This is a genomic window from Pseudomonas sp. SIMBA_067, assembly GCF_046534675.1.
Lineage (GTDB): Bacteria > Pseudomonadota > Gammaproteobacteria > Pseudomonadales > Pseudomonadaceae > Aquipseudomonas > Aquipseudomonas putida.
In genome coordinates, this window is the sequence record NZ_JAWRYH010000005.1 from 251,141 (window position 1) to 263,921 (window position 12,781).

15 protein-coding genes are annotated in these 12,781 nt (G+C 62.1%); 3 read left to right on the forward strand and 12 right to left on the reverse strand.

Features of this window, described 5'->3' with window-relative positions:
* Window positions 1–25 precede the first annotated feature (25 nt).
* Window positions 26–979: a 23S rRNA (adenine(1618)-N(6))-methyltransferase RlmF gene (gene rlmF, locus SB765_RS13770; protein WP_410931478.1), complete on the forward strand. Its 954-nt coding sequence runs from the start codon at window positions 26–28 to the stop codon at window positions 977–979.
* A 51-nt stretch (window positions 980–1,030) separates the two neighbouring features.
* On the opposite strand, the gene SB765_RS13775 is transcribed toward rlmF, so the two are convergent.
* Window positions 1,031–1,312, reverse strand: a complete 282-nt coding sequence (locus SB765_RS13775; RefSeq protein ID WP_003255106.1) for an HU family DNA-binding protein — start codon at window positions 1,310–1,312, stop codon at window positions 1,031–1,033.
* A 370-nt stretch (window positions 1,313–1,682) separates the two neighbouring features.
* Between SB765_RS13775 and yejK the strand changes: the two genes are divergently transcribed.
* Window positions 1,683–2,690 carry a nucleoid-associated protein YejK gene (gene yejK / locus SB765_RS13780; RefSeq protein ID WP_410931479.1) on the forward strand — a complete coding sequence of 336 codons (1,008 nt, stop codon included), beginning with the start codon at window positions 1,683–1,685 and terminating at the stop codon, window positions 2,688–2,690.
* On the opposite strand, the gene SB765_RS13785 is transcribed toward yejK, so the two are convergent.
* From SB765_RS13785 to SB765_RS13800, 4 genes are all read right to left on the reverse strand, one after another.
* The gene (locus SB765_RS13785) at window positions 2,650–2,979 is read right to left on the reverse strand and encodes a GIY-YIG nuclease family protein (RefSeq protein WP_258911672.1); all 330 of its coding nucleotides are present in this window, start codon (window positions 2,977–2,979) and stop codon (window positions 2,650–2,652) included. The genes yejK and SB765_RS13785 overlap by 41 nt on opposite strands.
* Complete coding sequence (locus SB765_RS13790; protein WP_016501316.1) at window positions 2,972–3,448, reverse strand: nuclear transport factor 2 family protein; 477 nt, start codon at window positions 3,446–3,448, stop codon at window positions 2,972–2,974. Before SB765_RS13790 ends, SB765_RS13785 begins: the two co-directional genes overlap by 8 nt.
* A 63-nt stretch (window positions 3,449–3,511) precedes the next feature.
* A complete protein-coding gene (locus SB765_RS13795; RefSeq protein WP_410910806.1) occupies window positions 3,512–4,792 on the reverse strand; it encodes a CynX/NimT family MFS transporter in 1,281 nt (426 codons plus the stop codon).
* Between the two features lie 13 nt (window positions 4,793–4,805).
* Window positions 4,806–5,456 carry a FadR/GntR family transcriptional regulator gene (locus SB765_RS13800; RefSeq protein WP_016501318.1) on the reverse strand — a complete coding sequence of 217 codons (651 nt, stop codon included), beginning with the start codon at window positions 5,454–5,456 and terminating at the stop codon, window positions 4,806–4,808.
* A 139-nt stretch (window positions 5,457–5,595) separates the two neighbouring features.
* On the opposite strand from SB765_RS13800, the gene SB765_RS13805 reads away from it, so the two are divergent.
* A complete protein-coding gene (locus tag SB765_RS13805; protein WP_410931480.1) occupies window positions 5,596–6,780 on the forward strand; it encodes an alkaline phosphatase family protein in 1,185 nt (394 codons plus the stop codon).
* A gap of 171 nt (window positions 6,781–6,951) precedes the next feature.
* On the opposite strand, the gene hisC is transcribed toward SB765_RS13805, so the two are convergent.
* The 7 genes from hisC to SB765_RS13840 form a co-directional block, all read right to left on the reverse strand.
* Window positions 6,952–7,998, reverse strand: coding sequence for a histidinol-phosphate transaminase (hisC, locus tag SB765_RS13810; protein WP_410910804.1), 1,047 nt, complete (start codon window positions 7,996–7,998; stop codon window positions 6,952–6,954).
* A gap of 2 nt (window positions 7,999–8,000) precedes the next feature.
* Window positions 8,001–9,326, reverse strand: a complete 1,326-nt coding sequence (hisD, locus tag SB765_RS13815; protein ID WP_410931481.1) for a histidinol dehydrogenase — start codon at window positions 9,324–9,326, stop codon at window positions 8,001–8,003.
* Between the two features lie 126 nt (window positions 9,327–9,452).
* A complete protein-coding gene (hisG, locus tag SB765_RS13820) occupies window positions 9,453–10,088 on the reverse strand; it encodes an ATP phosphoribosyltransferase (protein WP_016501322.1) in 636 nt (211 codons plus the stop codon).
* Between the two features lie 91 nt (window positions 10,089–10,179).
* Window positions 10,180–11,445, reverse strand: coding sequence for a UDP-N-acetylglucosamine 1-carboxyvinyltransferase (murA, locus tag SB765_RS13825; protein ID WP_016501323.1), 1,266 nt, complete (start codon window positions 11,443–11,445; stop codon window positions 10,180–10,182).
* Window positions 11,446–11,468: 23 nt separating this feature from the next.
* Entirely contained in the window at window positions 11,469–11,708 is a 240-nt protein-coding gene (locus SB765_RS13830) for a BolA family protein (RefSeq protein WP_016501324.1), read from the reverse strand.
* 118 nt (window positions 11,709–11,826) lie between these two features.
* Complete coding sequence (locus SB765_RS13835) at window positions 11,827–12,129, reverse strand: lipid asymmetry maintenance protein MlaB (RefSeq protein WP_341797659.1); 303 nt, start codon at window positions 12,127–12,129, stop codon at window positions 11,827–11,829.
* A complete protein-coding gene (locus tag SB765_RS13840) occupies window positions 12,126–12,773 on the reverse strand; it encodes a phospholipid-binding protein MlaC (RefSeq protein WP_341797658.1) in 648 nt (215 codons plus the stop codon). The genes SB765_RS13835 and SB765_RS13840 overlap by 4 nt, the downstream gene beginning before the upstream one ends.
* Window positions 12,774–12,781: the final 8 nt, after the last annotated feature.

The following is a 12,781-nucleotide window of genomic DNA, read 5'->3' on the forward strand; positions in this document are numbered from 1 at the left end:
AGCACATGCAGCACCGGACCCGAGCATGACCCAAGACAAACCCACCCTGCACCCGCGCAACCGCCACCAGGGCCGTTACGACTTCCCCAGCCTGATCAAGGCCCACCCTGACCTGGCGCGCTTTACCATCACCAACCCCCACGGCAAACCCAGCATCGACTTCGCCAACCCCGAAGCCGTGCGGGTGTTCAACCGCGCCCTGCTCAAGGCCCAGTACGGCATCCAGCACTGGGACATCCCCGCCGATTACCTGTGCCCACCCATTCCCGGTCGCGCCGACTACATCCACGCGGCCGCCGACCTGCTGGCCGACGACAATGCCGGTGAGGTGCCCAAAGGCGCACAGGTGCGTGCGCTGGATATCGGCGTGGGTGCCAACTGCATCTACCCGCTGCTGGGCTACAGCGACTACCGCTGGCGCTTCCTCGGCTCGGACATCGACGCAATGGCCTTGGCCTCGGCCAAGGCCATCGTCCAGGCCAATGGCCTGGGCAAGGCCATCACCCTGCGCCAGCAGGCCAACCGCGCGCATATCCTCAGCGGCCTGCTGCAGGATGACGACCGCTTCGACCTGACCCTGTGCAACCCGCCCTTCCATGCCTCGCGCGAGGAAGCCACCCGCGGCAGCCAGCGCAAGTGGAAAAACCTCGGCAAGCAGGACCCCAAGCGCAAGCTGCCGGTGCTGAACTTCGGGGGCCAGAACAATGAATTGTGGTGCGAAGGCGGCGAAATCCGCTTTGTTACCCAACTGGTTGGCGAAAGCGTGCAGTACGCCAAGCGGGTGCTGTGGTTTACCAGCCTGGTGTCCAAGGCCAGCAACCTGCCGGGGATAGACGCTGCGTTGAAAAAGGCCGGTGCCACGGCCGTACGCATCATTGAGATGGGCCAGGGGCAGAAGCAGAGCCGCATGGTCGCCTGGAGCTTCCATGACGACGCCGCGCGCCAGGCCTGGCACGCCCAGCGTAAATCACAGGCATGAAAAAACCGCGCCTGGACAAGCCAGGCGCGGTTTTTGTCAACGCTTCAACAATTACTTGTTGATGGCATCGGTCAGCACTTTGGCTGGAACGAACTTGACGACTTTCTTGGCAGCGATTTCGATGGCAGCGCCAGTCGAAGGGTTGCGGCCGGTACGGGCAGGACGCTCGGAGACTTTCAGCTTGCCGATGCCTGGCAGAGTGATTTCAGCGCCGTTTTCCAGTTGGTCGGCAACGATCTGGCCCAGTTGCTCCAGAGCGTTTTTAGCGGTGGCTTTTGGCGCGGCGATCGATTCGGCGATGTCGGCAATCAGTTGGTCTTTGGTCAATGCCATGGTGATGTTCCTTCCCTATCAAATTCGATGGTTATGCAGCGAACTACGACGTTATCGGGCCAGCCCCTTACAGTGGAGGGCCGCGCCAATCGCGTATGTAGATACGTAAATCGACGTTTGGTTCGACACGACGACAGCACGCTGCCAGCACTGCGCCACACGAGGGGCGCAAGACCGCGCAAAACTACCACAGGAATGGATAAATATCCGCTGCGCACTTCGATTTAATGCAGGTTTTTCGGGGGTTTTAGCCTAAAACGCACAAAACTGAACAAAAAACGAACAACCGACATATCCGCCAACATACGGCCACTGCATCACCTTGTGTCTAGGGTAAACTTGACGCCTTTTGCAGCTCGCCGAGAATCCCATGCCAATCCGTCATTGCATCGTTCACCTGATCGACAAAAAGCCCGATGGCAGCCCTGCTGTACTGCACGCCCGCGACGCCGAACTGGCGGCTTCCGACGCCATCGAAAACCTGTTGGCAGACCTCAACGACAGTTACAACGCCAAGCAAGGCAAGGCCTGGGGGTTCTTCCACGGTGAGTCCGGGGCGTATCCGCTGAGCGGCTGGCTGAAGCAGTACCTGGACGAAGAAAAAGACTTTACCGCATTCAGCCGCGTGGCGGTGGAGCACCTGCAAAAGCTGATGGAAGAGTCCAACCTCTCTACTGGCGGCCACACCCTTTTTGCTCACTACCAGCAAGGCATGACCGAATACCTGGCGATTGCCCTGCTGCACCACAGTGAAGGCGTGGCGGTGAACGCCGAGCTTGATGTGACCTCTTCGCGCCACCTTGACCTTGGCCAGTTGCACCTGGCAGCGCGCATCAACCTGTCGGAGTGGAAGAACAACAAGAATTCCAAGCAGTACATTTCGTTCATCAAGGGCAAGAACGGCAAAAAGGTTTCGGACTATTTCCGCGACTTCATCGGCTGCCAGGAAGGCGTCGACGGCCCGGGCGAAACCCGCACCCTGCTCAGGGCCTTCAGTGACTTCGTCGAGAGCGAAGACTTGCCCGAAGAGTCCGCCCGCGAAAAGACCCAGACCCTGGTCGAATACGCGACTAGCCAGACCAAAATGGGCGAACCGGTAACGCTGGAAGAACTGTCCAGCCTGATCGACGAGGACCGGCCCAAGGCGTTCTACGATCATATCCGCAACAAGGATTACGGCCTGTCGCCGGAAATTCCCGCAGACAAGCGCACCCTCAACCAGTTCCGCCGCTTCACCGGGCGTGCCGAGGGGCTGTCGATCAGCTTCGAGGCGCACTTGCTGGGCGACAAGGTGGAGTATGACGAAGAGGCGGGGACCTTGATCATCAAGGGCTTGCCTACAACCCTGGTGGATCAGCTGAAGCGGCGCAAGGACTGATACCCCCAAGGCCGCTGAAGGAGGCCACCAGCGCCTCCTTGGCCGACTTGCGCAGCCGCTTCACCAACCGCTCCTGGCGCAACGCTTCGCCTTTGTCCGGCCATTGCTCGACATACACCAGCGCCTGGGCCGGGCTGGTCTTGAAGTAACGCGCGCCCTGCCCTTTCTGATGCGCGGTAAACCGGCGCTGCGGGTCATCACTGATGCCGCAGTACAGCGAGCCGTTGGCAGCCCTTACCAGGTAGACATACCAGGGTTTGCCAACAACCGTCTCAAGGGCATCACTCACCTTGGGCCTGCTGGAATGCGCGCAATCCCTTGAATGCCTGCAAGCGTACTTTGTTCTGCACCAGTGGCGACCAGCCCAGCAACATACCCGGCACACCCAACGCCTGCCGCGACCAGCGCCACAGGTCGAAGGTGTCGTCATGCTGGCAGATCAGCCCATCGCGGATCACAAAGCGGGCCTGGATGTCGTTGACCACAATACGGCCGGTCTGGCTGAACAGGTAGGTCGCTACCCAGTGCGCGCCGCCGCTGCGCTCGTCGGCGCGCACACTGTCGAATGCCAGGGTGAAGTCTTTGGCGCGGGTGGTGAGCATCCGCCACATGTCCCCCGCATCCTTGCCGCGCAGGGTGCCGAAAACCGGGTCGCTGAAAACGATATCGTCGCTGTAGCAAGCGACCATGCCCTCGGCGTCCAGGCGCTGGAAGGCCTGGTAGAAGCGGGTGATCAGGTCGCGGTTGGCGTCACTCATGGGGCAGGTCCGTCCTGGGGTCGAAAGCAGCACGATAATCTGCCCCGATGGCTTATGCCAGTCTCAAACTTTTTCGCTGGTCACCTGCACATGCAACGCCCGCCCGGCACCCAGCCCGAACACGATGGCACCTACCCCCAGCACAGCAAAAATCCACCCTACTGCCGCCCAGCCCCCTGTGAGGTCATGCACCAGGCCCACAGCGAAGGGCCCCATCGACGCCAGGGTATAACCTACCCCCTGGGCCATGCTCGACAGGTTCGCGGCCACATGGGCATCTTTCGAGCGCAGCACGATCAAGGTCAGCGCCAGGGCAAAGGTTCCGCCCTGCCCCAGGCCCAACACCACGGCCCATCCCCACAGCCCCGACACCGGTGCATAGAGGCAACCGAACAGGCCAGCCAAGGTAATCAGCATGACCAGCACGATCGCCAGCCGCTGGTCCTTGCCGCGAGTGGCCAGCCAAGGCGCACTCAGCGAGCTGACCAGCTGCACGATCACCGACCCCGACAACACCAGCCCCGCCGCGGTCGGGCTCAGGCCGCGACCGATGAGGATCGATGGCAACCAGCCGAACACGATGTAAGCCAGTGATGACTGCAGGCCCATGTAAAGGGTCACCTGCCAGGCCAGCGGGTCACGCCACAGGCCACGCACGCGATAGGCCACCTTGTGCAGGCCATGCCCCTGACGGGCCTGCGGCAGCCACACCAGCATGGCCATCAAGGCCGGTAGCACCCAGAAGCCCAGCCCCAGCGCCCAGCTGCCGTCAAAATGTTGGGCCAAAGGTACGGTGGCACCGGCTGCCATCGCTGCGCCCAGGCACAACGCCATGGTGTACACACCGGTCAGTGTGCCAGCGTGCTGCGGGAAGTCGCGCTTGACGATACCCGGCAACAGCACGCCGATAATTCCGATGCTGGCCCCCGCCATCAGGCTGCCAAGGAAGACCCCGATAGCCCCAAAGGCGCTTCGCACAACGATGCCCAGCGCCAGGGTGACAAGGATGCCCAGGATCACCCGCTCGCTGCCAAAACGCCGCGCCAGCACCGGCGCCAGTGGGGCGAACAGCCCTAGGCACAGCACCGGCAAGGTGGTCAGCAACCCGGCCTGCGAAGCACTCAGCCCCAGGCCTTCGGCAACCTGCCCCAGCACCGGCGCCATGCTCGACAATGCAGGGCGCAGGTTCAATGCCACCAGCACTAGGCCAAGCAGCAACAGCCAGGGCCGCCGCAATACCACAGGCTGTTGCTGCACCTGCTCGTCGTCCGCTTCAGCGTCGATCAGCAGCTCATCGAGATCCCGCTCGTTGCGCGGGTTGTTACGGGTGATGGATTCAGCCATGGCCTTCTCGGAGTCAGGATTCGATGAGGGTACGGCTCAGGCGCTTGGCCCGCTCCGCATCACGTTGTTCGATGGCATCGAGGATCTGCCCATGCAGATCGAACGTGGCCTGGCAACGGGGCACGGTCGCCATGTTGTGCTGAAGAGCGGCAGCCACCACCCCGGAAAAGTACCGGTACAGCTCGCTCAATGCCGGGTTGTGGGCGGCATCTACCAGCCGCTGGTGAAACACCAGGTCACACGCCACATAGGCATCGACATTCCCGTGGAAGTGCCCGGCACTGCCGGCCAGGGCCTCGCGCAGCGCTTGCAGGTCGGCATCCGTGCGGCGCAACGCCGCCAGGCCAATGGCCTCGGCTTCGAGGATATGGCGGGTTTCACGGGCCTGCTCGGGGGTGCAGCGGGACATTGCCTGCACCGCCTGCAATGGGTCCTGGGCCGTGCGCAGGTAGCTGCCGTCGCCCTGACGAATTTCCACCAGGCCACTGAACGCCAGCACGCGCATGGCCTCACGCACAGTGTTGCGGCTAATGCCCAGCTGAAGGGCCAGCTCCGGCTCGGTGGGCAAACGCTGGCCGACTTGCCAGTCGCCCAACACGATGCGCTCGCGCATGCGCTCCACGGCCAGTTCGACCAGGGAACGCTTGGTCAACTCAGTGCTCATCTTACTCAACCAATCATCCGATGAATTGGCACAGCTTACTGGATGCCGGGTAACGCCGCAAACCACCTGGTATTTCTGCCAGTTGTGAAGAAAACCCTTTGTTGCAACGCTCGCATTGTTTTTTCAGGGGTGTACTTACATGCGACTGGCGAGCCTGCTGTTAATGCTGTTTCTGGCAATGCTGCCGGGTTGCGATCCGGCCAGACACCCCAGCCGCCCCAAAGCCTTGCTCATCGGGCTGGACGGTGTGCAGTTGGAGCAATACCTGCTGTTGGGCGACGCCACCAACCTGAATCAACGGCTGTATTACGGCAAGGCCTACGCTGGCGGAATCAACGGCAGCGCCAGCGAGCAGCCTACCTTGAGCGGTCCGGGCTGGGTCACGCTGCTTACCGGCGTCTGGAGCAACAAGCATGGCGTCGACTCGGATACCGAGTCGTTGCGGGTAGATCCGGCGTTTCCCAGCCTGTTCAAACGGCTGCGCCTGGCCATGCCCAACGCTTACCTGTCCAGTGTGGTGGGTTGGTCACCGCTGAACACGGCATTCCTGCTGGAAGATGCCCATGGTGCCGATGTACGCGAGAGTGGTTTGTCAGATGCGCGGGTAATTGAGCGAACGCTGCAAATCCTTGCCAACACGCCCGCCGACTTCACATTCATTCAGCTGGATGCGGCAGACCAGGTCGGGCACGACAGTGGCTTTGGCGATCACTATCAGCAGGCGTTGCGCACACTCGATAGCCAGATCGGGCATTTGCTGGACAAGGTCGACGAACGCCGGCGCCTGCACCCGCAGGAAGACTGGCTGGTGATCATCAGCACAGACCATGGGCGCGATTACTGGGGGAAAGGCCATGGCAGCGCTTCGGAGCAGGAAAAGAGCATCTTCATCGCCAGCAACAAGCCGCTGAATCAGGAGCTGACCGAGCTGAGCATTCCTGCGGAAATGCCAGGGCCCAACAACCTGTACGGCCTTCCCGCGCAGACTTCGGTAGCACCCACTGTGCTACGCCACATGGGCCTGACGCTGCAGCCGGAATGGCTACTGGATGGCACGCCTTTGCTGGGAAAAACCGGTGCGCGCAAGGCTCGGGCCGATGAACACAAGGGACGGTTACGCTGGAACAGCAATGCCACTGGCTACCTGACGATTCTGAAGAACGGGCAAGTGGTTGCACAGGTACCGGCCAAGGACGGGCAATGGACTGATCCGCAAGGGATGGAGAAGCAGAACGATTACGTGCTGGTGCTTGATGGCACGCCGACGGCGGTGCGCAACCGGCCAGCGGCCAAGGCATTTGTTATCGAAGAGAGCAGCTATTAAGCCGTGCTGGAGCAGTCCTGCGTCGATTTCAAGGTTAACAAAAGCCCTGTAGGAGCAGCCTTGTGCTGCGAAGAGGCCATTGCAGCCAAAGAAAGTCTCTTGCCTTACCGGCCTCTTCGCAGCACAAGGCTGCTCCTACAGGGTGATGCGTCAGCCTGAGTGGCGATGCAATCAGTTCAACGCATCGAGCAGCGCCTGGTTCATCTCTGGCGTACCGATGGTAATGCGCAGGAACTGAGCAATGCGTGGCTGCTTGAAGTGACGCACGATTACACCTTGCTCGCGCAGACGTGCTGCCAGCTCGCCGGCATCCTGCTGCGGGTGGCGCGCGAAGATGAAGTTGGCGGCCGAAGGCAGTACCTCGAAGCCCTTGGCCTCAAGCTGCCCGACCAGCACTTCGCGGCTGTCGATCACCTTGCGGCAGGTTTGCTCGAAGTACTCGCGGTCTTCAAACGCCACCGCCGCGCCAACGATCGCCGCACGGTCCAGCGGGTAGGAGTTGAAGCTGTTCTTGATCCGCTCCAGCGCCTCGATCAGGTCCGGGTGCCCGACCGCCAGGCCAACCCGCAGGCCGGCCAGGGAGCGCGACTTCGACAGGGTCTGGGTCACCAGCAGGTTGTCGTAGCGATCCACCAGGCTGATGGCCGTCTCGCCACCGAAATCAATGTAGGCCTCGTCGACCACCACCACCGAGTCACGGTTGGCCTGCAGCAACTGCTCCACCGCCTGCAGCGGCATCAGGCAGCCAGTCGGCGCGTTGGGGTTGGGGAAGATGATGCCGGCGCTGGGCTTGTTGTAGTCCTCGATGCGGATCTGGAACTGCTCATCCAGCGCCACCTGCTCGAAAGCAATACCGTACAGGCCGCAATAGACCGGGTAGAAGCTATAGCTGATGTCCGGGAACAGCAGCGGTGCATCGTGCTGGAACAGGCCGTGGAAAATGTGCGCCAGCACCTCGTCCGAGCCGTTGCCGACAAACACTTGCCCCGGGGTTACGCCGTAGTACTCGGCAACCGCCTGCTTTAGCCGGTCGCCGTTCGGGTCCGGGTACAGGCGCAGGTTGTCGTTCAGCTCGCCACGCATGGCCTCCAGCGCCTTGGGCGACGGGCCGTAGGGGTTTTCGTTGGTGTTGAGCTTGACCAGACGGGCCAGCTTGGGTTGCTCGCCCGGCACGTAAGGCACCAAATCCTTGACGAAGGGGCTCCAGAATCGACTCATGCTCAGTTCCCCTTCTCTTGGGTCAGGATACGGTATTCAGCGCTGCGGGCGTGGGCGGTCAGCGACTCGCCGCGGGCCAGTACGGAAGCGGTGTGGCCCAGCTCGGACGCGCCCTGCTCGGAACAGAAGATGATCGACGAACGCTTCTGGAAGTCGTACACCCCCAGCGGCGAAGAGAAACGCGCGGTGCCGGAGGTAGGCAGCACGTGGTTGGGGCCGGCGCAGTAATCGCCCAGCGCTTCACTGGTGTGGCGGCCCATGAAGATCGCGCCAGCGTGGCGAATGTGCGGCAACCAGGCTTGCGGGTCGGCCACCGACAGCTCCAGGTGTTCCGGGGCGATGCGGTTGGCCACATCCATGGCCTGTTGCATGTCACGTACCTGGATCAGCGCGCCGCGGCCGTTGATCGATTTCTCGATGATATCGGCACGCTCCATGGACGGCATCAGCTTGTCGATGCTGGCGGCAACGCGGTCGAGGAACGCGGCATCCGGGCTGACCAGGATGGCCTGGGCATCCTCGTCGTGCTCGGCCTGGGAGAACAGGTCCATGGCGATCCAGTCCGGGTCGGTCTGGCCGTCACATACCACGAGGATTTCCGACGGGCCGGCGATCATGTCGATGCCTACTTGGCCAAACACGTGGCGCTTGGCAGTGGCCACGTAGATGTTGCCAGGGCCGACAATCTTGTCCACCTGCGGCACGCTTTCGGTGCCGTAGGCCAGCGCTGCGACAGCTTGCGCACCACCGACGGTGAACACGCGGTCGACGCCGGCGATGCAGGCGGCGGCCAGCACCAGTTCGTTGACCTCACCACGCGGGGTCGGCACTACCATCACCACTTCGGCCACGCCGGCAACCTTGGCCGGAATGGCGTTCATCAGCACCGACGACGGGTACGACGCCTTGCCGCCCGGCACATACAGGCCTGCACGGTCCAGCGGGGTGACCTTCTGGCCCAGCACCGTGCCGTCGGCCTCGGTGTACTGCCAGGAGTCCTGCTTCTGCCGCTCGTGGTACATGCGCACACGGTTGGCGGCCTTTTCCAGGGCTTCACGCTGCTCCGGGGTAATGCGGGTCAGGGCCAGTTCAAGGCGCTCGCGACCAAGGATCAGGTCATCGATGCTGTTGGCGGCAACGCCGTCGAAACGCTGGGTGAACTCCACCAGTGCTGCATCGCCGCGCTCGCGCACGCCCTTGATGATGTCGAGCACGCGCTGGTTGACCGCGTCATCAGACACACTTTCCCAGCTCAGCAGATGATCCAGATGTCGGGCGAAATCCGGATCAGCAGCGTTGAGACGGGCAATTGCAGTGGACACGGTCATGGCGAGGGCCTCGATTATTAGCGAATGCTCAGGCGCCCTAGGCTACCAGTCCATCCGCGCGGGCACCCGAGAAAAGTGGCTATGACGCGGATAGACGGGCGCGACAGCGAAGGCCGCGCTCAGGAGTCAGCCGCGGTGTCGCGATTCGACCGCGTTACGCAGTGTGTCGATCAGGCTCTGGATACGGGCATGCTGCATTTTCATGGAGGCCTTGTTGACCACCAGGCGCGAGCTGATCGTGGCGATCAGGTCCTGGGGTTCCAGGCCGTTGGCACGCAGGGTGTTGCCGGTGTCGACTACGTCGATGATCTTGTCGGCGAGGTTGATCAGCGGTGCCAGTTCCATCGAGCCGTACAGCTTGATGATGTCGACCTGGCGGCCCTGTTCGGCGTAGTAGCGCTTGGCTACGTTGACGAACTTGGTGGCCACGCGCAGGCGGCCCTTGGGCTCGGCTGCGCCGACCACGCCGGCAGTCATCAGCTTGCACTGGGCAATCTGCAGGTCCAGGGGTTCGTACATACCCTGGCCGCCGTACTCCATCAGCACGTCCTTGCCGGCCACACCCAGGTCGGCGGCACCATGCTCGACATAGGTCGGCACGTCGGTGGCACGCACGATCAGCAGGCGCACATCGTCCTGCGTGGTGGGGATGATCAGTTTGCGGCTCTTGTCCGGGTTCTCGGTCGGCACGATACCGGCCTCGGCCAGCAACGGCAGGGTGTCGTCGAGAATACGGCCTTTGGAAAGCGCGATGGTCAACATTGGAACGTCGGTCCTTAAGCGGCTGCTGCCGGCCAGGTCATCGACCTGGCCGCATTCAATTCGAAAGGTGCATCCTTGCACCTGCGGGCTATCAGCCCGGTACGCGGCGGATTTTTGCGCCGAGCATCTGCAGTTTCTCTTCGATGCACTCGTAACCACGGTCGATGTGGTAGATGCGGTCGATCAGGGTATCGCCTTCTGCAACCAGCGCCGACAGCACCAGGCTGGCGGAAGCACGCAGGTCGGTGGCCATGACCGGTGCGCCTTTGAGCGACTTGACGCCAGTGACGATGGCAGTGTTGCCTTCGACCTGGATCTGCGCGCCCATGCGGTGCATTTCGTAAACGTGCATGAAGCGGTTTTCGAAGATGGTCTCGATCACCGCGCCAGTGCCTTCGGCAATGGCGTTCAGCGAAATGAACTGCGCCTGCATGTCGGTCGGGAACGCCGGGTACGGGGCGGTACGCAGGTTGACGGCTTTCGGCCGCTTGCCGTGCATGTCCAGCTCGATCCAGTCTTCGCCGACGTTGATGTCGGCACCGGACTCCTTGAGTTTTTCCAGTACGGCTTCAAGGATGGTCGGGTCGGTGTCCTTGACTTTGACGCGGCCACCGGTGACGGCAGCAGCGACCAGGTAGGTACCTGTCTCGATGCGGTCCGGCATCACGCGGTAGGTGGCCGAGTGCAGGCGCTCGACGCCATCGATGGTGATGGTGTCGGTACCCGCGCCCTGGACATTGCCGCCCATGGCATTGATGAAGTTGGCCAGGTCGACCACTTCAGGCTCGCGTGCGGCGTTCTGCAACACGCTGCGGCCCTTGGCCAGGGCAGCGGCCATCATGATGTTCTCGGTACCGGTGACGCTGACGGTGTCGAAGAAGAAGTGCGCGCCGCGCAGGCCACCCTCAGGCGCCTTGGCCTTGATGTAGCCACCTTCCACTTCGATCTTCGCGCCCATGGCCTCGAGGCCGCGGATGTGCAGGTCGACCGGGCGCGAACCAATCGCGCAACCGCCAGGCAGGGCCACTTCGGCTTCGCCGAAACGGGCAACCATCGGGCCCAGCACCAGGATCGAGGCGCGCATGGTCTTGACCAGCTCGTAAGGCGCAACCAGGGTCTTGATGGTGCGTGGGTCAATCTCCACCGACAGCTTTTCGTCGATCACAGGCTCGATGCCCATGCGGCCGAACAGCTCGATCATGGTGGTGATGTCGTGCAGGTGCGGCAGGTTGCCCACGGTGACCGGGCCATCGGCCAGCAGGGTCGCCGCCAGAATCGGCAGGGCTGCGTTCTTCGCGCCCGAAATGCGGATCTCGCCGTCAAGGCGAGCGCCGCCAGTAATAATCAGTTTGTCCATTGGAGTCTCGCCGCCAAGTTGGCTCAGGTGCGCTCAGCCCAGGCTGCGCTGCTGAAAAATTTCATGGTTACCGCGTGGATGCTGCCATTGGCGATCCAGGGATTAAGGTGAGCATAGATCGCCTGCTGGCGCTTGACCGGGCTCAGGCCAGCCAACTCGTCGCTGATCACGTTCAACTGGAAGTTGCAGCCTTCGCCTTCAACTTCAACCAGGGATCCCGGCAATTTTTCTTCAAGGAAGCTCTTAACTTCTAGGGCCTGCATGCTCAACCTCAATCGGCGCCCGATGCGCACGGGTCGGCCATCATACAAAAAAGCCCCTCGCCTGCGAAGCCCACCGAGGGCGTGCGCTGACCGAGGGGCCTCAATCAGTGGCGGGCCATCAGCTCGCCAGCACTTCATCGAGGTCATAAACCTCGGCGATTTCCCGCATGTCGTCGGGCATGCCGCGCACCTCGAAGGCCTTGCCGGCGGCTTGACCATCGCGAATGAACGCCAGCAACAGCGACAGGCCGACACTCGACGACTTCTCGACAGCCGAGCAATCCAGCACCAGGCGTGGCTCGCGAGAGGCTTCGATCAACGCCTTGCCTTGCTTGCGCAAGCCCGGGCCGCTGCGGTAATCCAGCACGCCAGCCAGGCGCAGCACGCCTGGTTCGGCCATGCTCACACCGGTATCACTCATTTCACTTCCTTGTCAGGCGAGCTGTCCGCGGTTTGCTTGGCCTTGGCCACTTCGCCGGCCCAGCCGTCGATGGTCTTGTCCAGATTGTTGCCGTTGCGCTGCATGGCATCGGCGAACTGGTCACGGAAGAGCTTGCCGATGTTGATGCCGTTGACGATGACGTTACGCACCTTCCACTCGCCGGCAATGTTTTCCAGGGTGTACTGCACCGGGTAAACGGCACCGTTGTTGCCGGTGACCTTCATGCCGACACTGGCCCGCTTGCCGTCATCGGCCTTGGCCGGGTCGACGATGATGCCCTGGTTGTTGTATTCGAGCAGCGCGTTGCCATAGAACTGCATCAGGCTACGCTTGAAGTTTTCCTGGAAGCGCTGCATCTGCTCAGGCGTGGCCTTGCGCGAGTACTTGACGGTCATGATGCTGCGGGAAATGCCGTCAGCGTCCACCACCGGGCCGAGGATGCGGTTAAGTGCATCGTAGAAGGCGCCAGGGTTGGACTTGTACTGTTCCTTGTTGGCCTTGAGGTCGCCCAACAGTTCGGTGGTGGTGCCCTGAATCACATCGTGGGGCGACTGCGCGGCCACGACCAGCAGGGGGAAAGCCGCCAGCAAAACCAGCAGGCCACGTCGCAGGATCGAAATCATGGAAACTC